Source organism: Paenibacillus oleatilyticus (assembly GCF_018998565.1).
Lineage (GTDB): Bacteria > Bacillota > Bacilli > Paenibacillales > NBRC-103111 > Paenibacillus_G > Paenibacillus_G oleatilyticus.
Map to the genome: position 1 here is coordinate 328732 of NZ_JAHNZO010000003.1, position 19025 is coordinate 347756.

At 55.0% G+C, this 19025-nt stretch carries 18 protein-coding genes; 16 read left to right on the forward strand and 2 right to left on the reverse strand.

Translation table 11 applies throughout. The features are described from left to right. The first annotated feature begins 40 nt into the window (after positions 1–40). The 10 genes from KQX66_RS06255 (at position 41) to KQX66_RS06300 (ending at position 11430) form a co-directional block, all read left to right on the forward strand. Positions 41–2590, forward strand: coding sequence for an NEW3 domain-containing protein (locus tag KQX66_RS06255; protein WP_216791023.1), 2550 nt, complete (start codon positions 41–43; stop codon positions 2588–2590). 90 nt (positions 2591–2680) lie between these two features. Continuing rightward, positions 2681–3445: a creatininase family protein gene (locus KQX66_RS06260; protein WP_127460512.1), complete on the forward strand. Its 765-nt coding sequence runs from the start codon at positions 2681–2683 to the stop codon at positions 3443–3445. Between the two features lie 4 nt (positions 3446–3449). Beyond that, entirely contained in the window at positions 3450–4958 is a 1509-nt protein-coding gene (argH, locus tag KQX66_RS06265; protein ID WP_216791025.1) for an argininosuccinate lyase, read from the forward strand. Then, on the forward strand, positions 4958–5959 hold the full coding sequence (locus KQX66_RS06270) for an N-acetylglucosamine kinase (RefSeq protein WP_216791029.1): 1002 nt from the start codon (positions 4958–4960) through the stop codon (positions 5957–5959). Before argH ends, KQX66_RS06270 begins: the two co-directional genes overlap by 1 nt. A 67-nt stretch (positions 5960–6026) precedes the next feature. Further along, the gene (locus tag KQX66_RS06275; RefSeq protein WP_216791032.1) at positions 6027–6776 is read left to right on the forward strand and encodes a PIG-L deacetylase family protein; all 750 of its coding nucleotides are present in this window, start codon (positions 6027–6029) and stop codon (positions 6774–6776) included. Positions 6777–6925: 149 nt separating this feature from the next. After that, positions 6926–7696 carry an NUDIX domain-containing protein gene (locus KQX66_RS06280; protein ID WP_216791034.1) on the forward strand — a complete coding sequence of 257 codons (771 nt, stop codon included), beginning with the start codon at positions 6926–6928 and terminating at the stop codon, positions 7694–7696. Positions 7697–7778: 82 nt separating this feature from the next. Next, positions 7779–8435: a nicotinamide riboside transporter PnuC gene (gene pnuC, locus KQX66_RS06285; RefSeq protein WP_216791037.1), complete on the forward strand. Its 657-nt coding sequence runs from the start codon at positions 7779–7781 to the stop codon at positions 8433–8435. Beyond that, complete coding sequence (locus tag KQX66_RS06290) at positions 8432–9460, forward strand: AAA family ATPase (RefSeq protein WP_216791039.1); 1029 nt, start codon at positions 8432–8434, stop codon at positions 9458–9460. Before pnuC ends, KQX66_RS06290 begins: the two co-directional genes overlap by 4 nt. Before the next feature lie 15 nt (positions 9461–9475). Next, on the forward strand, positions 9476–10369 hold the full coding sequence (locus tag KQX66_RS06295; RefSeq protein ID WP_216791042.1) for an ADP-ribosylglycohydrolase family protein: 894 nt from the start codon (positions 9476–9478) through the stop codon (positions 10367–10369). Positions 10370–10497: 128 nt separating this feature from the next. Next, positions 10498–11430, forward strand: a complete 933-nt coding sequence (locus KQX66_RS06300) for a manganese-dependent inorganic pyrophosphatase (RefSeq protein ID WP_216791044.1) — start codon at positions 10498–10500, stop codon at positions 11428–11430. A 79-nt stretch (positions 11431–11509) separates the two neighbouring features. On the opposite strand, the gene KQX66_RS06305 is transcribed toward KQX66_RS06300, so the two are convergent. Beyond that, the gene (locus KQX66_RS06305; protein ID WP_216791047.1) at positions 11510–12658 is read right to left on the reverse strand and encodes an N-acetylmuramoyl-L-alanine amidase; all 1149 of its coding nucleotides are present in this window, start codon (positions 12656–12658) and stop codon (positions 11510–11512) included. A gap of 247 nt (positions 12659–12905) precedes the next feature. On the opposite strand from KQX66_RS06305, the gene KQX66_RS06310 reads away from it, so the two are divergent. Both KQX66_RS06310 and KQX66_RS06315 read left to right on the forward strand, forming a co-directional pair. After that, positions 12906–14021: an amidase domain-containing protein gene (locus KQX66_RS06310; protein ID WP_216791048.1), complete on the forward strand. Its 1116-nt coding sequence runs from the start codon at positions 12906–12908 to the stop codon at positions 14019–14021. After that, positions 14021–14155, forward strand: a complete 135-nt coding sequence (locus tag KQX66_RS06315) for a DUF4269 domain-containing protein (protein WP_308647156.1) — start codon at positions 14021–14023, stop codon at positions 14153–14155. Before KQX66_RS06310 ends, KQX66_RS06315 begins: the two co-directional genes overlap by 1 nt. Positions 14156–14176: 21 nt before the next feature. Here the strand turns inward: KQX66_RS06315 and KQX66_RS06320 are convergent, their stop codons facing one another. Next, positions 14177–14611, reverse strand: a complete 435-nt coding sequence (locus KQX66_RS06320) for an Lrp/AsnC family transcriptional regulator (protein WP_216791049.1) — start codon at positions 14609–14611, stop codon at positions 14177–14179. A 163-nt stretch (positions 14612–14774) separates the two neighbouring features. Between KQX66_RS06320 and KQX66_RS06325 the strand changes: the two genes are divergently transcribed. The 4 genes from KQX66_RS06325 (at position 14775) to KQX66_RS06340 (ending at position 18940) form a co-directional block, all read left to right on the forward strand. After that, positions 14775–15920, forward strand: coding sequence for a serine hydrolase domain-containing protein (locus tag KQX66_RS06325; protein ID WP_216791050.1), 1146 nt, complete (start codon positions 14775–14777; stop codon positions 15918–15920). Further along, positions 15917–17071, forward strand: coding sequence for an MFS transporter (locus KQX66_RS06330; RefSeq protein WP_216791051.1), 1155 nt, complete (start codon positions 15917–15919; stop codon positions 17069–17071). Before KQX66_RS06325 ends, KQX66_RS06330 begins: the two co-directional genes overlap by 4 nt. A gap of 255 nt (positions 17072–17326) precedes the next feature. Continuing rightward, positions 17327–17884 (forward strand): hypothetical protein, encoded by a 558-nt coding sequence (locus KQX66_RS06335; RefSeq protein ID WP_216791052.1) that lies wholly within the window; start codon positions 17327–17329, stop codon positions 17882–17884. 285 nt (positions 17885–18169) lie between these two features. Then, on the forward strand, positions 18170–18940 hold the full coding sequence (locus KQX66_RS06340) for an IclR family transcriptional regulator (RefSeq protein ID WP_216791053.1): 771 nt from the start codon (positions 18170–18172) through the stop codon (positions 18938–18940). Positions 18941–19025: the final 85 nt, after the last annotated feature.

The following is a 19025-nucleotide window of genomic DNA, read 5'->3' on the forward strand; positions in this document are numbered from 1 at the left end:
TTCCGGCTGAGGAACATTCCACCATCAGAGGAGGAGTTAGATGATCAAGGGTAAGTCGACCTCAAAGTTTTGTTCCATTGTCATGAGTGCCGTACTGGCGGGCGGCATGCTGCTGCCTGCTCAAGCTCAGCACGCATATGCGGACCGGGGCGTCGTCGACTTGTGGAAGTCGATTAAACCGCTGACCACGATTGCCAGCGCGATGAACACAGGGGCTCACCCGGACGATGAACACAGCGCGACCTTGGCGTATCTTTCCTTGGGGAGAGGGGTTAACACCTCCAGCGTGATCGCTGTCCGGGGAGAAGGGGGACAGAACGAAATCGGGAGCGAGCTGGGGCAAGCCCTCGGCATCATTCGGACTCGGGAGCTGCAGGAAGCGTCCAAAATCACCAATGTAACGTTGGGCATGCTGGGCGAGCAGTTGGACGATCCGATCTACGATTTCGGCTTTTCCAAGAGCGTAGAGGAAACGCTGGAGAAATGGGGCGACTCGGTCGCTTACGAACGATTGATCCGCAAAATTCGCGAGCTGCGTCCGGATGTGATCATTCCTTCGTTTTTGAATGAAGCCTCCACGCACGGGCATCACAGAACGATTAACGTCCTTACCGTTCGGGCGTTCAAAGATGCGGCGAATCCGGAGATTTTCCCTGAACATCTGAAACAAGGGCTTCAGCCTTGGCAGATCAAGAAGCTGTATCTGCCTGCCAATTCCAAGGATTACACCGTGAATGCGCCGATCGGGGATTACAACGAAATCTATGGGGCGTCTTATCTCCAGCTCGGGGAAGAATCCCGCTTCATGCACAAGAGCCAGGGCATGGGGAAAGTATATGACGAAGGTCCCGTCCAAGGCGATTTGTTCAGCAATTACTACAAGCTGGATCTGAGCACGGTGAAATCGGCGGACAAAGAAAAAGACTTCTTCGACGGCATCGCCTTCACCTTCGAGGATTTGGCCAAAGAAATCGACGCGAAGGGCAAAGACAACAAGATCGTCAAGCATCTGCGCGATCTGCAAAAGGATGCGGATGAAGTCGTTGCCGCTTACCCGAGCTTTGCCAAGGTGCTGAAGGAAGTCCATGAAATGAAAGCGGACGTCCAGACGGCGCTGGCTGACGTCAAAGCATCCGATTTGGAGGCGGCAACCAAGGAGGATCTGCTCCACCGTCTTCATGTCAAAGAAGAGCAGTTGAATAAAGCGAGCATGGAATCGGCGTCCGTCGTAGCGAAGGTCAAGCCGGCTACAAACGAGCTGGTTGCCGGTCAGACGACGAAGGTCACCGTGTCGGCCTTCAACGGCGGTTCCGTGAAATTGAACAAAATCAACTTGAGCCTGAACGTGCCCAATGGCTGGACGGCGAAGCCGGCCGGAGCGACGAGCTTCGATCAATTAGGCTACAACGAGACGGCATCGGCGACCTTCGAGGTAACGATTCCGGCGGACGCACCGCTGTTCAAGCCTTACGATCCTTCGGTGTTCAACGCGAAGGTCGAATACCAGGCGTACGATACGGCAACGACGCTGAAGGTCACGCCGCAGAACGCCGTAGCCGTGCTGCCTCCGTATTCGATGTCGCTTAGCCCGAGCGCAACAATTTTGAATACGCTCAAATCGCAAGAACCGGTTCCGGTGAAGGTCACCGTGCGCAACTATACGCCGGGCGCTTCCAAAGCGACGGTGTCGCTGAACGTGCCGGAAGGCTGGACGGCGGAGCCGGCAGCTGAAGAGCTGAGCTTTGCGACGAAAGGCGAAACGAAGTCCGTCGCGTTCACAGTCAAGGCCGCTTCAAACGTCGTCCCGGGTAAATTCACCGTGACGGCTGTCGCGAAGAACGGCGATGTGCAGAGCACGCAGGGCGCGCAGGTCATCGAGTATCCGCATATCGGCAAGACGTACATGGTGCAGCCGGCCGAGCTCAAAATCCAGGCCTTCGACCTGAAGGTGCCGGACAAATTGAAGGTAGGCTACGTCTCCAGCGGCTTCGACAACATCGATCAATACTTGCGTCAAGTGGGCGTCGATGTCGTGAAGCTGGAAGCGAAGGATATCCAATACGGGGATCTGTCCCAATATGACACGATCGTGCTGGGCATTCGCGCTTACGCGTTCCGTCCGGAATTGATTCCGAGCAACCAGCGCTTGCTGAGCTACGTTCAGAATGGCGGCAATCTCGTCGTCCAATATCATAAGCCGGAAGACAAATGGTCGCCGGAGCTTGCTCCGTACCCGATCAAAATCGGCGCTCCGCTCATCCAGTGGCGCGTAACGGACGAGAATTCCAAAGTCACGATGCTGGCTCCGGATCATCCGATGTTCAATTCGCCGAACAAGATTACGGACCAGGATTGGAGTAACTGGATTCAAGACCGCTCCGCCTACAATCCGTCGGAATGGGGCAAGGAGTATACGGCGCTCATCTCGAACGGGGACCCGGGCGAGAAGGAGTTTACCGGCACATTCCTCACGGCGCATTACGGCAAAGGGGTATATACTTACAGTTCGTTAGTGTGGTACCGCGAGATTCCGGCTCTGGTTCCGGGCTCGATCCGTATGTTTGTGAATATGATTAGTCAAAAGCAGTAATTGCGTCGCGAAAGCAAACATTACAGCAGTGGGCGGGGACCCTTCGGGGTCCTCCCCCATACGATGAAGAAGCGGAGGTTTAAGGAGCATATGAATGTAATCGGAGTTCACGGGCGGGAGATCGGTCAAGTAACGGAGCGGGCGCAATTCGCCGTCGTCCCTCTGGGTTCGGTGGAATACCACGGTCCGCATTCCCCACTCGGGACCGATACGATCTTGGCGGACGGCTTCGCCGAACGGATCGATGCCTCGCTGCATCCTTTGATCTATCCGACGGTACCGTATTCGGCCTGCCCGGGCAAAACGCAGCATTACCCCGGAACGATATCGGTCCGGCCCTCGATTTTTATCGACTATCTCACCGATGTGGTCGAAGGGATCTGCCGGTTCGGCATCCGCAATATCGTGCTGCTGAACGCCCACGACGCCAATATGGGCCCTTCCCGGACCGTCGCCGAGGCGGTGACCGGCAGCTACCCCGACGCCAGCTTTCTGCTGATCAACTGGTGGCAGATGGCGACCGTCGATTTTACGCAGCGGTTGGGGCTGTTCCAAGGGATGGCGGGAAGAGGGCACGGCGGTCCGTACGAGATGTCGGCCGTGAAGGCGTTTCGCCCGGAAATGGTGATCGTACAGGAATCGGACTTGGAATTAGATTCATGTCCTCCTTTATCTCCTTTGCCTTACGTCTTGGTGGAAGGAACCCCCCAAGGCTGGGACGGCTATACGGGCCGGATCCGGCAGTGCTCCTTGGAGGCGGGACAGAGTATCGTAGAAGAAGCAAGCCGCAATATGAACTTGCTCATTAAAGAATGGCTGGATATGAGAACAGGAAACAATGGGGAGGCCAAGTAACGCTATGGGATATCGCGAACAATGGATGGAGACGGAAGGGACGACGTTTCCCGGAAAAACGTATACGGAGGTTGTGCTGGAGCCGGCTTTTAACGAAGCCAAGACTCATTTGCTGGGCCCGATGATGGCCATCAACAAGGCTCATCTGATCATGTTGGAGAAGCAAAAGCTGGTGACCACGGATGAAGCGAAGCAGATCGCCAAAGCGATCCGGTCGATCGACCCGGAGGAGCTCCGCCAAGCGAGCTACACAGGGCAGTTCGAGGATTTGTTTTTTCAGGTCGAGCATCAAATGCTGGAGCATGCGGGTGATATCGCCGGCAATTTGCATCTGGCGCGGAGCCGCAACGACATGGGGATTTCCATCTACCGGATGGTGCTGCGGGAGAAGCTGATCGTGACGCTGACCTCCGCGCTGAAGCTCAATGAACAGCTGCTGTTGTTCGCCAGAGACCACGCTGATACGCTGATGATCGGCTACACGCATACGCAGCAGGCTCAGCCGACGACGCTTGCGCATTATTTTATGGCGGTCGTCGATTCGCTGAACCGGGATATCCGCCGGATTATGGCGGCGTACGCAAACTGCAACCGGAGCAGCATGGGAGCGGCGGCGCTGACGACGTCGGGCTTTGCGATCAGCCGGGAGCATATGATGGAACTGCTTGCCTTCGACGAGCTGATCGACAATTCGTACGACGCGATCGGCGGGGCCGATTACTTGGGCGAAGTGGCGACGGCCGTGCAATTGGCGGCGATCAACCTGGGCCGGGTCGTGCAAGACATGCTGCTGTGGTGCACGCAGGAGTTCGGCGCGCTGAAGGTGGCGGCTCCATACGTGCAGATCAGCTCGATCATGCCGCAGAAGCGCAATCCCGTCTCGTTCGAGCACATGCGCGCGTTGCTGTCGAGCTGCGTAGGCAATACGAACACGGTGCTGTCGATGATTCACAATACGCCGTTCGGCGACATTGTGGACACCGAGGACGATATGCAGCCTTATGCCTGGAGAAGCCTAGATATTATGGACAAAATGTACCGGTTGTTCGCCGCCGTCGTCGGTACGATGGAAGTGAACAAAGAGGTGCTGCGCGAACGGACGAAGGGAAGCTTCGCCACGGTGACCGAGCTGGCGGACACGCTGGTGCGGACGGACGGCTTGTCGTTCAGAAAAGCCCATCATATCGTCAGCGACGTCGTTAAGCTGTCCCTGGCGCAGGGTCTGGCGGCCAACGAAATTACGCTATCCATCGTCAACGAAAGCGCACGTCGCCACATCGGGCGGGATACGTCGCTTACGGAAGAAACGCTGCGTCAGGCGCTCGATCCCGTGCATTTTGTGGAAATCCGCTCGCTTCCGGGAGGACCGAGTCCGAAGGAAATCAATCGCATGGTCGACCTCCGAATGTATCAGCATCAAGCCCATCTGAATTGGCTGGGGCAAGCGCAGGGCAAAATTCAGCGGGCGATGGAGCATCTGGACCAAGTCATGACGGAGTGGAGTGGTTCCTGATGGCAAAACGCAGCATCCCTCTGCTGGCGATTGACGGCGGAGGGACGAAATGCCATGTCGTCTTCATGGACCGGCAGGGCAACGTACTCGGGCAAGGAAAGGGAGGTTCGTCCAATTACCAGGGCATCGGGAAAGATGGTGTGATCCAAGAACTGGTGTTCGGTATTGAAGCAGCGATTGCGGACTTGCGACAAAAGGACGATAGCGGCCTGCCGCAGGCGGAAATCGAAGTGGAGTGCGCCGTGTTCGCCCTGGCAGGGCTGGATACGGAATACGACCGGCGCGTGATAACCGGACTGGTGCAGGAGGTACTGGAGCGGCTGCCGATTCGAGTCCAACATCTGATCGTAGAAAACGACGGCTACGCTGCCTTGCTCGGCGCCACAGGCGGCCAGCCGGGGATTCTGGCCATAGCCGGCACGGGCTCCATCGTCTTCGGGATCAACGAGGAGGGACAGACGGCCAGAGCGGGAGGCTGGGGCCACCGCGTCGGAGACGAAGGCAGCGGCTACTGGATCGGCAAGCAGGCGGTCATGGCAATTCTCAAGGCCTATGACGGCAGGGAGGCGGGCACCCGGCTGGGGGAATGGGTGCTGCCGCATTTGGGCATGGACCAGGAAGAGGACTTGTTCAACTGGATGTACGGTCCGGACTACTCCGTCGAGAAATTGAGCGAGCTGTCCCGTGTGGTCGGCCAGGCGGCTTCGGCCGGGGACCGGGAAGCGCAGCGGATTCTTGAGGCGGCCGCCCACGAGCTGTTCATCGGCGTCGCTGCGGTGGTACGACACTTGTCGTTCCTAGACAAACCGTTTACAATGATACTGCAGGGCGGCGTGCTGCAGAACGAAGGGCACGTCCGGGAGCTGCTGATGAACAAGATCAAAGCGTACGCTCCGCAGGTTCAACTGGACGAGGCCCGGAAGGAGCCGATTTACGGCGTAACGGCCATGGGGCTGTCCTATTTGCAAACGAAGACGTCTACAGAGGCGTCAGAGTGTTGAGAAAGTGGGCTTTGACCACTTTTTCAACAAGCTCACTACGATATGAACAACAGGGGGCTGAAGGGGAATGAAGAAAAGATGGTTATTCGTTTTCGCCCATCCCGACGACGAATCCTTTGCAGCCGGAGGGACGATCGCCAAGCTTAGCAGCACCGGCCATGAGGTCGTTCTGGCGTGCGCTACATCGGGATGCAAGGGGAAGTCGGGCGAGTTTCAATTCGCCACCCGCGAAGAGCTGGCCCGGCACCGGGAAGAGGAGCTGCGCAGCGCGTGCTCCGTGCTCGGCGTTGCCGAGCTGATTCTGTACCGTTACCGGGACGGCGAGTTAAAGTCGATCGATCCGGAAGCGCTGGCGGAGCGGATTCGCTCGACCATTGCGGAGCTGAAGCCAGATGCAGTTCTTACGTTCCCGCCGGACGGGGTAACGGGGCATCCCGACCATATCGCGATTTCCCAAGCGACGGAGAAGGCGGTCGTGCTGGCGGAAGCGGAGTACCCGGAGGGGCGGCGTCCATCTTTTTATTACACCTCGATCCCCCATTATTATGACCACTGCCAGGATTCGGGACCGAAGGATACGTGCCCGATTACGGCGCGGGTCGATATCAGCGACTACCGTCAGCATAAGGGGCGGGCTTTGCAGGCTTACCGGAGCCAGATTTACTCGGTGAACCGCGCCTATCCCGGCGTGATGGAAGATGACTTCACGGTGATCAGAAACTACGAATATTACACCTTGGTTCGCGCCAACGGCCAGCACGTTCAAGACATGACGAAGACGGCTTTGAGCGAGCTGCCGACGATGGATTTGACCTGACGGATCGTGTTAAATCGAATAAGCGGATTTCCGAATTTGGTTGCTGCCGTTCCTTTGCGAGCGGCAGTTTTTTTGTTCGGTCTTGACAAATGAATCAAAAATGTCATAATGATATTATTGAAACGGAAATTAAAAGGAGGAGCCGCGGCATGACTATGGAAAACGGTTCGAACTACACGGCAAGTAAATACCGGACGCCGGACGGGGCGCCGGCGGATATCGTGATCTTCACCATTACGTCCGAGCCGCAGCCGACGGCGACGAAGTCGCTGCCGAAGCGGGAGCTGGAGGTGCTGCTCATCAAGCGGAAGGTATGGCCGTTCGAGGGCATGTGGGCGCTGCCCGGAGGCTTCTCCCGGGAGACGGAGTCGATGTACGAGACGGCGAGGCGCGAGCTGCAGGAGGAGACCGGCGTGGACGGCGTTCACATGGAATATTTCAACGTCTACAGCGACCCGGACCGGGACCCGCGGGGATGGATTATCTCCCATGCTTTCTTCGCGCTGGTGCATGAGAAATATTTGGCCGCGCGGGCCGCTGCCGACGATGCGGCGGAGGTGGCGCTGTTCCCGGTGTCCGAGGCGCTGACCCGGCTGGAGCTGGCCTTCGACCACAGGCGGATTCTTTCGGATGCGCTGGAGCGGGTTAGACAGAGCATGCTGGTCACCCCGATTGCCGGAGAGTTTCTGCCGGACGAGTTCACGCTCGGCGAGCTGTATCAGGTCATCCGGACGGTGGTGCCGGATTTCGAGGAAGCGAATTTCATCCGCAAAATGAAAGCGACCCAGAGCCGCAGCGGAGTATTGGAGGAGATTCGCGACGCGAACGGGGAGCCGAAGAAATCGAACCGCTACTCGCAGCGCGCCGCACAGTTGTACCGTTTTACCGGCAATCTGCCGAAGCTGTCGTTGTACAGCTAATTTTTTTAGGCTTCAATATAGTCGTTTTGAAAGTATTGAAATTGGATTGTCAACGTAGAACTACATCGGGAGGATGAGATTCATGGACAGATGGTATACGATGGTTGGGCTGCTCGCCTGCATGCTGCTGGTCGCTTATTTCACGTCGTCGACGCCGCTGGAGATCGCGGCGACCACGAGTGGACTGCTCAGCGTATGGCTGACGGCGCGGCAAAATATTTGGTGCTTTCCCGTCGGGCTGGTGAACGTAGTGTGCTTTTTCGTTATGTTCTACGATGCAAAGCTGTATGCGGATATGACGCTGCAGGTCGTATTTTTCGTCTTGAGCATTCAAGGCTGGATCGTCTGGCTGACCAAGCGCGGTCAGGCGAAGGTGCGGCCGACGCGGCGGATGACGCCGCAGCTCGGCTTGGGGCTGGCGCTGCTGCTCGTCGTCGTGACGGCAGGCTGGGGATATGTGCTCACCCGTTTCACGGACGCGTCGATCCCTTATGTGGACGCGTTCATTGCGACGCTGAGCATTCTCGCGCAGCTGCTGCTGTCGAACAAGGTGCTGGAAAACTGGCATTTCTGGATTGCGGTCGACGTGCTGTCGATCGGGATGTATGCATATAAAGAGTTGTATGTTTTAGCCGCGCTGTACGTTATTTTCCTCGGCATCGCGACAAGCGGGCTGATCCAGTGGCGCAGCGAATACCGGGCCGCGAAGCGGAACGGACGCATGGGGGTGGGCTTATGAGCGGCAACCGATTAACGGTCGGGCTGACGCTCGGCAAATTCGCGCCCTTGCACCGCGGGCACCAATATATGATCGAAACGGCGCTCGCGGAGACGGATCACGTGATTGCCGTCATCTACGATTGTCCTGAAACGACGGACATTCCGCTGACGGTGCGGGCGGACTGGATTCGCGCCCTGTATCCCGAGGTCGAAGTGATCGAGGCTTGGGACGGGCCGACGGAAACGGGCTATACGCCGGAGATCAAGAAGGCGCAGGAGGATTACATTCTCGGCCTGCTTGGCGAGCGGAGAGTGACGCACTTTTATTCCAGCGAGCCGTACGGCGAGCATATGAGCGAAGCGCTGAACGCCGTGAACCGACAGGTCGACCCGAAGCGGGAGGCGTTTCCGGTATCGGGAACGGCGGTGCGGCACGACCCGCCCGCGAACCGCGCGTTTGTCCATCCTTTGGTGTACCGGGATCTGGTGACGACCGTCGTCTTCCTCGGCGCGCCCTCGACCGGCAAAACGACCGTGTGCGAAGCGCTGGCCCGCGAGTTCGGAACGGTCTGGATGCCGGAGTACGGACGCGAGTATTGGGATCAGCATCAGACCGACCGCCGGCTGACGCCGGACCAACTGGTAGAGATAGCCGAGGGGCATCTGGCCAGGGAGGAAAAGCTGCTGTCGGAGGCGAACGGGTATCTGTTCGTCGATACGAATGCGATTACGACGTTCATGTTCGCGCACTATTACCACGGGATGGCGCTGCCGCGGCTTATGGACTTGGCGGCGCAGGCGGCTTCGCGTTACGATCTCGTCTTTATGTGCGGCGACGACATTCCGTACGACGACACGTGGGACCGCTCGGGCGACGTACAGCGCCGCGTGTTCCAGAAGCAGATTGCCGCCGATCTGGCAGCGCGGCGCGTACCTTACATCCCGCTGCACGGCAGCCTGGAGGAACGGATTGCGCTGGTGAAGCGGGTGCTTGGCCGCTACCGCAAGTATGCGAGCGTCGGCGCACCGTGGGCGGAACTATAGGAGGGGGAAATCGGGATGAGCGATAGAGGAAAAAGCTTGGCGGACCGCATCAAGGGCGGACTGTACGGCGTTGCCGTCGGCGATGCGCTCGGCGGGACGACCGAATTCATGAGCGCCGGGGAAATTCGCCGCAAGTACGGCTATTTGACCGGCATTATCGGCGGCGGCGTATGGGACCTCGAACCGGGGGAAGTGACGGACGACACAATGATGACGCTTTGCGTGGCGGAGGGCATTCTCGACCGCCCGGATGACCCGATGGCGAGCATCGGAGAGCACTTTCTGGCGTGGTACCGTTCTGATCCGAAGGATATCGGCAATATTATCCGCCGGGCGTTCGCTCGGTATGACGGCCATTGGTTCGAGGCGGCCTTCCTGGCCGATCAGGACCTGGGCCGCAGCGGGGGCAACGGCTCGCTGATGCGCTGCCTTCCGGTGGCGCTCGCCTATGCCGACCCGGACCGGGTAGACCGCATGTCGCGGATGCAGTCGAAGATGACGCATTATGACGAGCTGTGCAACGAAGCGTGCGGCTTATACAACCGCATCGCGCTGCGGCTGCTGAACGGCGAAGAGCCGCGCCCGGCGATGGCGGCGGAAACGCAGGGCACGCCGTACGCTTCCGCGCTGGTCGAAGCGCCGGACTGCGAGCCGACCGGCTTCGTCGTCGATACGCTGCGCTGGGCGCTTCACTGCTTGCAGCAGGGCGACGGCTTCGCCGACGTCGTGCAGCGGGCCGCCAATCTCGGCGGCGACAGCGACACGATCGGCGCCATCGCCGGCGGGCTGGCGGGCGTGTATTACGGCTTCGCCGGCATCCCTGTCGCGTATGCGGACGCCATCTTAATCAAGGACCGGCTGGACGCCGTAGCCGGGCGGCTGACGGCGCTGCGGCAGGCAGCTCCTTAGAAAAATTCTATTAAAGGGATAGGAATAATGCTAGTTTTGCGATATAATCTGTGTGGGAAATCTTGATTGTGAATGTGGATGTACGGTATACTTTTCTCGCCAAAACAAAACAAGTAAGGAGAATAAGGATGGATAAAGTACTTATTTTCGGACATAAGAACCCAGACACCGATTCGATCTGCTCTGCCCTTGCATACGCGCATTTGAAAACTCAGCTAGGCCAAAATGTCGAGCCTGTCCGCTTGGGCAGCGTGAACGGGGAAACCCAATACGCGCTCGACTACTTCAAAGCGGAAGCGCCGCGCTTCGTCGAGACGGTAGCGAATGAAGCGAAAAACGTCATTCTGGTCGACCATAACGAGCGCCAGCAAAGCGCGTCCGACATCGATCAGGTTCGCGTGCTGGAGGTCATCGACCACCACCGCATCGCCAACTTCGAGACAAGCGGCCCGCTCTACTACCGTGCCGAGCCGGTCGGCTGCACGGCGACGATTCTGAAAAAGCTGTACAAAGAAAACGGGGTCGCCATTCCGAAAGAAATCGCCGGTCTCATGCTGTCCGCGATCATTTCCGACTCGCTCCTGTTCAAGTCGCCTACCTGCACGGATGAAGACGTAGCCGCTGCCCGCGAGCTGGCTGAAATCGCCGGCGTAAACGCCGAAGTTTACGGTCTGGAGATGCTCAAAGCCGGCGCCGATCTGAGCGACAAAACGATCGCCCAACTGATCACGCTCGACGCCAAAGAGTTCCAAATGGGCAGCTACAAAGTGGAAATCGCCCAAGTGAACGCCGTCGACACGAACGACGTGCTGTCCCGCCAAGCGGAGCTGGAAGCGGCTCTCTCCGGTATCATCGCGGAGAAAAACCTGGACCTGTTCCTCTTCGTCGTGACGGACATCCTGAACAACGATTCGATCGGTCTGGCCCTTGGCCGCGCCGCGCATGCTGTGGAGCAAGCGTACAACGTGAAGCTGGATGACAACAAAGCCGTGCTTAAAGGCGTTGTCTCCCGCAAATCGCAGATCGTACCGGTGCTCACCGACACGTTCAACAAGCTGTAATATAGGATGCAAACAAGGCCGCCGGCGCATTGCGCTTGGCGGCCTTTTATTCCTCTGAAGCCATCGTGCTATGTTAGTTTCATTTTTGGTATTCGGCGTACCAGGCTTTCACGTAACGCATGTACGTGGTCCAATCCCAACCGGACCCCGGGTCGGTGTGGGTCTGATTCGGGTACTCGCTATGCCCTTTGATGTGACTCCGATCGACCGGAATTCCATAGGTGTAGCACATGAGAGCCGCCAGCTTGGCCGATTGGTTGTACATGGTCGAGGTAAACCATTTTTTCGGATCGCTAACGTAGCCTTCGTGCTCGATCCCGATGGTGTAAGAATTCGCGCTGCGGGCGTGATAAGCAATATCTTTATCTTTGACCATCTGGGTAATTTCTCCGTCCGAGCTTCTTACGTAATAGTGCGCGGCCGAAGGCCCGTCATGCTTTTGCTGCGCCCAACTGATGGAGCCGGCATAAGTGCCCTGCATGACGTGGATCGCCAGATGCGTAATGGTTCCGCGGCCGCGGTTTCCGGTTGCATAATTGGTGGGATGCGCCGCTTTCCAAATCGGCTTTACCACCGGCTTTCCGACAAGAGCGGAAATAACGATTTCGTTTTTAATCGTTACCTTATTCCCCGAGGGAGTAAACAGCTTGGAAGTGCCCAGCACTTGCTGAAGATAAGAGACGTTCAGCTCGTCATTTTCCGAGCCCAGATACATTTTGACGGCATTGGACCAGTCCGGCAGATTAGGCGATTCCCGGAATTCGGGGTTGGCCGTCTTTTGAAAATCGGCAAGAAGCGCGGCCGCTCCCATAATGTTCGACTTATCGTCGGATTTCAGCAAATTGACGTCGAGTCCGGAAAGCTGTGAAGCTTTCTCCAGCGTTTGCTTGACCGGATTGGAAACGAGGTTCATCATTCCGTAACCGTTTTCAAAACTGGGTAGGCCTTCATGGTTGCTTAGCCGCGATTCGTTCCAGCCGATGGCTATGAGCAAATCGCGGGGGACCTTATACTGCTTCGATGCTTCTTCGAATGCTGCCAATAAGGTGTCGGGCACGACGTAAGCCTGTTCGTTTGTCAGCTTGGCTTCCGCGTCCAATTGCTGGAGCTCCATGTTTATTGGGCTGCCGCCGTTCTTTGCCGCTTCCTCCGCATAGCTTGCCCACGGCACGCTGACCGCGAACAGTGCCGCCAAAGATAAAATGCCTAGTACATGACGAGCCTTCATTCGAGAATCCTCCTAAAAAATGGAATGAAATCCACTCTAATATTTAGGTAGAAAACTGCAAAAATCCTCCTTTTATTTCTAAATATTTCTTAATCCGGTGAATTTTCGACATCTTCCGTGCGTCATAACGCCGTTTTTTTGCAGGATCATTCATAATTCTCTGTGGGCCGGCCATTTGCTATATAGTTGCATTGTGCGCGAAATCAGATCGCCACCGATGCCAATCCAAACTGAGGAGGAATGAATGATGTTCGGTAAAAAAATAGCTGCAAGCGCAATCATGTTATTTGCTTTAACTTCGGCCGTCGCTTTCGCCGACGACACGACCCTGAAGGCGGGCGATGCGAAAGTCCGGGAAGAGGCCCAAAAATTCGTTGTCGATTTTGTCGGACAAGCGTACAAGCCTTACTACACGCTGAATACCATCGACAGCGACATCTCCGAGTACTCGGTGAAGGACAATGTGCTGACGGCAAGAGTCAATATTTCTTTAAGCAAAACGTTAAAAGCCAGGTCGGTCGATGAAATTCCTTACGTCAAAGGAATGAAAGGTCAATCCGCCGCCTTAAAGCAAACCAACGCGATCAGCGCGATGGAAACCGAACAGGTCATCAGCGACCGGGTCAAAGACCTCAGCGAATATATCGGCACGGCAACGGAGCAGAACGACTCGTTCCGGCTCACAGCCAAAGTCGTCAACGGCGTCATCGATAACCAAAGCGCGAAGCTTGAATTTTTGAATTATATGGATTGGATTCCGGCGACCCATTTCATTCCTGAAACCGAGGAAACGATGATGAAGCATGGGCAGAAGGATTTGATGGAAGCGGTTACGACCAATCGGGCTTACACGGTGCGAAGCGCAGTCCAGCCTCAGGCCGCTTTTACGTACAACCGGATTGCGGCAAGAGATTATGCGAATAGGTACACGTCTACGGTGACTAGCTCGCCTTACTACGATACAAGCAAGTGGAATAAAAACTACAAGTTTCATACGGAGAGCGGCGGGGTAGATTGCGCGAACTATGTTTCCCAAGCGATGTATGCCGGCGGAATTCCGACGGACAGCACATGGAAGCCCGAGTCGATTGCCTGGGTGAACACGGGCCGCAACATTAGCAACGGCTTGGAAGATTACATGGTGCGCACCAAGAAATATTTCTACAAAACGACGAAAGCTACCACGCCGGCCGGCGGATTTATCAGCGCTTTGGATTACTCGCATGTAATGTTTGTCGTAGCTAACGATACCGTAACGATGCAATACAGCGCCCATACGAACGACAAATTGAAGGCTTCGTTCGCCAATTTCAGCGACAGCAAGTTTGAGTTCTTCTATATTAACTCGGCATATTTGCAGTAGTGGCTAGGAGATCAGTCCGCACACTGAAAGAGCAAGGCATCAAAACGGAGCCTGCCTTCGCCAAGGTTCCGGGAATGGAAGGCGATCCGTATGACGCCCTGCTTGGTCTTTTTACACATGGGAATCCGATCTGAAATCGGGTTCCTTTTTACATTTCACTCAAGCGAAGGAATAAGATGTCTGGGACCGATAGGCGATGACATCACGATGAGGATCGTATACGTCCCGTATTTATCGCACTTGTTTCCAAACTCCTCAAGCGCGCGCGTGGAATCGGCCATCACTTTCAATAAGTAGTTATGTTCTCCGCTTGTGCGGTGGCATTCGACGACTTCGGGCGAGGAGCGGCAAAAGTCGAGAAAAGCATGACAGTCCCTCGTACGGAACAGAATGTACGCGGCAGCGTGCTTCCCGATTTTTTCCGGTGACACCATCGTCCGATATTCCTCGATAATCCCTTTTTCCTCCATACGCTTTACTCTCTCCGTTACCGCAGGCTGCGACAAGCCTACTTGCTTGCCTAGCTCCGTCATCGAAATTCTCGCCTGACCTTGAAGATGGAAAAGAATTTGCTTATCTACGTGCTCCATCGTGTTTCCCACCTTTTAAATTTAAGGATTTTCCTTCAAATTCCCATGATTTCCTTCGTCCAAGGCATGAAATAACATGATTGCCTTATGTAAATTAAGTCACTGTATTTATATAATAAACTAACGATAGTAAAGTAATCAACACACGAGAGGATGAGTAGCATTGCCTACATTGAAGGAACGAATTGATGAAGTCGTTGACCGGACCATAGCCGAAAAAAGGCTGGTCGGTGCTGTTGTGAAAGTGGCGTTGGACGGAGAGCCCGTCTACAGCCGCGCTGCCGGTTTGGCCGATCGTGAGCGGAACCGGCCCATGCAGGAAGATGCGTTGTTCCGGCTCGCGTCGGTATCCAAGCCTATCGTGTCGACGGCCGCCCTTGTACTTGTAGCGCAAGGCCGCCTTCAGCTGGAGGATTCTGTCCACCGCTGGCTGCCGACGTTTCGGCCGCGTCTGAACAATGGCGATTGTGCGGAGATTACGATTCGGCAGCTGTTGACGCATACGGCGGGATTGACTTACCGCTTTTTTCAGGAGGAAAATGGTACCTACGAACAAGCCGGCGTATCGGATGGCATGGATCAAGCAGGCATTACCCTGGAAGAAAATATGCGCCGCCTTGCAACTGCTCCGCTCCTTTATACGCCGGGTACCGAGTGGAAATATTCGATTGCGACAGATGTGCTGGGGGCCGTGATCGAGAAGGCTGCAGAAGCACCGCTTGGAGAGGCCGTGCGTTCCTTGGTGACCAAGCCGCTGGCCATGAACGACACGGGATTTACGGCGATCGATCCCGAGCGCTTGACGGCGGCCTATGCGAATGATAGGCCGGAGCCGCGGCGCATGCAAGACCCTGAACGCGTCGCGTTCTTGGAAGGAACGGCCGGTTTCCGGCTGTCTCCCGGACGGGCGCTTGACAATACGGCCTATCCTTCCGGCGGAGCTGGCATGGTCGGCAGTGCCGGCGATTTTATGCTGCTGTTGGAAGCCTTGCGGAAGGGCGGAGCCCCGCTGCTGCCGGAGCGTCTAGTCCGCGAGATGACCACCAATCAGATCGGTGAGCTGCCGATGGCTTATTGGCCTGGACGAGGCTTCGGCCTGGGCTTTACGCTGCTAAAGGACCCCGCTGCTGCAGGCACGCCGGAATCACCGGGAACGTGGCGTATGGGCGGCACGTACGGGCATTCGTGGTTTGTCGACCCGGCGCTCGGACTCAGCGTTGCGGCGTTTACCAATACGGCGTTGGAAGGCATGTCCGGCCTATTTACCGAAGAGCTCTGCGAAGCCGTCTATGCCGGGGTCCGGAAATGAACACAGTCCGGGCAACGCCGATATGGTTTATCGCACTCGGGTTATTCGGCTTGTATACCATCGAGTTCGGCGTTGTCGGCATTTTGCCCGCCATCATGGAACGATTCCACGTGGGCACGGCCCAGGCCGGCATGCTCGTTGGCGCCTTCGCCTTTGTCATTGCGCTGTTCGGCCCTTTCATGGTCCTGATTCTTTCCAACCGTAATCGCAAACAGGTTCTGGTCCTGTGCTTGCTTATTTTCGCAGGGTGCAGCACATTGTCGGCATTCACCGATCATTTCTACGTTTTGCTGGCGCTGCGCGTGATTCCGGCATTGTTTCATCCCGTGTTTTTTTCCTTTGCCTTTGTCGCAGTCGCTTCCCTGTATCCGGAGGAACAAAGAGCTAACGCTTCCGCAAAAGCTTTTATCGGCACCAGCATGGGAATGGTGCTGGGAGTTCCTTTAACAACGTATATAGCGGATCAATTTTCATATGAGGCGTCTTTTCTTTTTTGCGCCATTGTTAATGGCATTGCTGCCGCCGGGATCGCGGTCATCCTTCCCAAAACATCCGCAGCGCCTAGAGTTAAGTACAGGGAGCAGCTCAGCATTTTGCGCAAGATTCCATTATGGTTAAGTATTGGCGCCGCGACTTTTCTTTTTGCCGCGATGTTTGCCGTCTACAGCTATTCTGCGGAATTCCTGGGACAAGTAATGGGGCTGCAGGAACGCATCCTCAGTATCATGCTTGTCGTTTTTGGAGTCGGTGGCGTAGCCGGCAATCTGCTCGCGGGGAAGCTGCTGGGAATGAACAGGCTGCGAACGACGCTCGTCCAGCCGTTCGTGCTTGCGATCGCTTATTTCCTGCTGGATTCGGGGGTAACCTCCCTCGTTCCCGTAACTGCCGTCATGCTTCTGTGGGGTGCCGCCCATACGAGCGGACTCATCGTAACCCAGACGCTGCTTACGTCGGAAGCTTCGGAAGCTCCTGAATTTGTGAATGCCTTGTACATCTCTTTCATCAATCTCGGCGTGTCCATCGGTTCGGCGGTTGGCTGGAGATTTATTGCTGCGGCAGGTATAGAGGGGAGCTTAAAGGGCGGAATTCTTTTTATTGCATTGACGCTAGTGTGCATGGTTTTCAACATTTGGGTGAAAAGACGGGTTTAACCGAAGGGTTGTTTTTCTTCTTTCAACCCGTGGTTGGTACGTTGCTTGGATGGCTTAATTTAGAAGAGAACACAGGTGTAACGTCAGTATCTAACCCCTTCATTTAGGCTGAAGGGGTTTTGTTTTTATTCCTTGATTGGTCCAAAAGATCAGTTCCTTCGGAAATTCCCTTCAAAATTTTGTTAGAGAATCCGATATATAAGGGAGCAACCATATAAAAGGAAAGCAACATGTGCAAGAGAGGGGAGTATTGAGATGTTTAATCGCAACAAAAGTGTTTTTTTGATTGGAATGGCCGTTGTAATGCTGTTCGTCAGTTCCGGATGTGCAAAAGAAAAAACCGATGAGGAAAAGCTGGCTGAGGCCATTCAGAAATCGATTGCGAACTCTGCTAATAAGGCGGATGCTTCTGCTAAAAAGGAAGAGCCGACAGTGGAGTCAAAACTGGCTGAGATTAGCAATTTTATAACCGGGACGATTTGGAACGAAGGATTTGTAGACATCAGTTGGTACAAAAGTGACGGTACTAGCAGTACAGGCAAGGAGTTAGACATAGATTTCACGATTGACCGACTTGGTAAAGCGATGGAAAAGAAAGCGGAATATGATGCTTATATAAAGGGATTGGATGCGAAGTATGATAATGTGAAGCAAGTATGGTCCAAACTATCGGGTGAAACCGATAACTTGTACAAACAGCTTAAGGAAAATAAGCCCCAAGCCAAAGACAAGAGTTATAAGTTTAATACGGGATTATTCGAGCAGTATAGTAAAGCTTTTAAAGATGATGTACAGGCGTTGAAGAAGAAATAAATAGGATTTAAGGTGTCCAATAGAAATGAAGAAACCCTTGATAAAGGGAGTGTTGACAAAGTGGTTTAAAGGGAATGAATCCCTCTAGACCACTTTGTTTTTTTCATGCCGCGATACCTTCACTAGCAAAGAGATCATTTTTCTTTGGACCCCTGTAGCCTTCATTCAAAACGATACATCTTTTGATCGCCTTATTGCTTTCCCCGGTTAAAAAATCTATAATGAAAGAAAAATCAACAATATAAGAACGTTGTTCTTATTTGCGGAACGAAAGGTTAGCTGCCCATGGAAAACAATACAAAGAAAACGGCTGTTCTGGAGACCGGGGACCGGATTCTGAGAATGCTGGAATGCTTCACGATCGAGAAGCCCGAATGGGGAGTGACCGAGCTTAGCGAGCATCTGGGTCTGTACAAAAGCGTCGTTCACCGCATGCTGGTCACGTTGGAGCACCGCGGCTTCGTCACCCAAAATCCGCAGAGCCAAAAATATATGCTCGGGATCAAGCTGTTCGAATTGGGCGTCGTCGTCGGCAATCAAATGAATTTGCGAACCGTTGCAAAGCCGGTCATGGAAGAGCTGTGCGAGAACACGAAAGAGACGGTCATGCTTATGATCGTTGACGGTCTGGAGGGCATTTGCGTCGAGAAGGTCGAAAGCACGCAAAGCGTACGATACACGTCTCCCTTAGGCAAGAGGGTTCCGCTGCATGCAGGAGCCACCACCAAAATATTACTAGCTTATCTCCCCGAGGACAAGATTGACAAAATCATATCGAAAGGCTTGCCGAAATTTACGGACTATACGGTTAGTGACCCGGACGAGCTTCGGCAGCAGCTGCAGACGATCCGAAAACAAGGCTATTGCATCTCGTCCAACGACTTCTCATTGGGAGGAATGGGGATTGCCGTTCCGATCATGGACCATTCCGGGGAAGTTGTAGCCGGGTTATCCATCTCCGGATTGGAGTTCCGGATGAACGATATTGCAGACAGCTTGCTCGGGCAGTGCCAGGCCGCAGCGGACTTGATATCCAGAAGACTTGGCGCGCGTTAATTTTTTTTCTACAGCGGAATAACGATACAACGAAGGTGTTTAACCCTTGCTCGTCGAAGTAATGGAGTACCATTTCTTTGATGAA

Excerpts from the sequence above, each read along its gene's own strand:
- KQX66_RS06310 (WP_216791048.1), top strand. The coding sequence starts at position 12,906 with ATGTTCGGTAAAAAAATAGCTGCAAGCGCAATCATGTTATTTGCTTTA.
- KQX66_RS06275 (WP_216791032.1), top strand. The coding sequence starts at position 6,027 with ATGAAGAAAAGATGGTTATTCGTTTTCGCCCATCCCGACGACGAATCC.
- argH (WP_216791025.1), top strand. The coding sequence starts at position 3,450 with ATGGGATATCGCGAACAATGGATGGAGACGGAAGGGACGACGTTTCCC.
- KQX66_RS06340 (WP_216791053.1), top strand. The coding sequence starts at position 18,170 with ATGGAAAACAATACAAAGAAAACGGCTGTTCTGGAGACCGGGGACCGG.
- KQX66_RS06320 (WP_216791049.1), bottom strand. The coding sequence starts at position 14,611 with ATGGAGCACGTAGATAAGCAAATTCTTTTCCATCTTCAAGGTCAGGCG.
- KQX66_RS06280 (WP_216791034.1), top strand. The coding sequence starts at position 6,926 with ATGACTATGGAAAACGGTTCGAACTACACGGCAAGTAAATACCGGACG.
- KQX66_RS06255 (WP_216791023.1), top strand. The coding sequence starts at position 41 with ATGATCAAGGGTAAGTCGACCTCAAAGTTTTGTTCCATTGTCATGAGT.
- KQX66_RS06335 (WP_216791052.1), top strand. The coding sequence starts at position 17,327 with ATGTTTAATCGCAACAAAAGTGTTTTTTTGATTGGAATGGCCGTTGTA.
- KQX66_RS06260 (WP_127460512.1), top strand. The coding sequence starts at position 2,681 with ATGAATGTAATCGGAGTTCACGGGCGGGAGATCGGTCAAGTAACGGAG.
- KQX66_RS06270 (WP_216791029.1), top strand. The coding sequence starts at position 4,958 with ATGGCAAAACGCAGCATCCCTCTGCTGGCGATTGACGGCGGAGGGACG.
- pnuC (WP_216791037.1), top strand. The coding sequence starts at position 7,779 with ATGGACAGATGGTATACGATGGTTGGGCTGCTCGCCTGCATGCTGCTG.
- KQX66_RS06300 (WP_216791044.1), top strand. The coding sequence starts at position 10,498 with ATGGATAAAGTACTTATTTTCGGACATAAGAACCCAGACACCGATTCG.
- KQX66_RS06305 (WP_216791047.1), bottom strand. The coding sequence starts at position 12,658 with ATGAAGGCTCGTCATGTACTAGGCATTTTATCTTTGGCGGCACTGTTC.
- KQX66_RS06295 (WP_216791042.1), top strand. The coding sequence starts at position 9,476 with ATGAGCGATAGAGGAAAAAGCTTGGCGGACCGCATCAAGGGCGGACTG.
- KQX66_RS06290 (WP_216791039.1), top strand. The coding sequence starts at position 8,432 with ATGAGCGGCAACCGATTAACGGTCGGGCTGACGCTCGGCAAATTCGCG.
- KQX66_RS06330 (WP_216791051.1), top strand. The coding sequence starts at position 15,917 with ATGAACACAGTCCGGGCAACGCCGATATGGTTTATCGCACTCGGGTTA.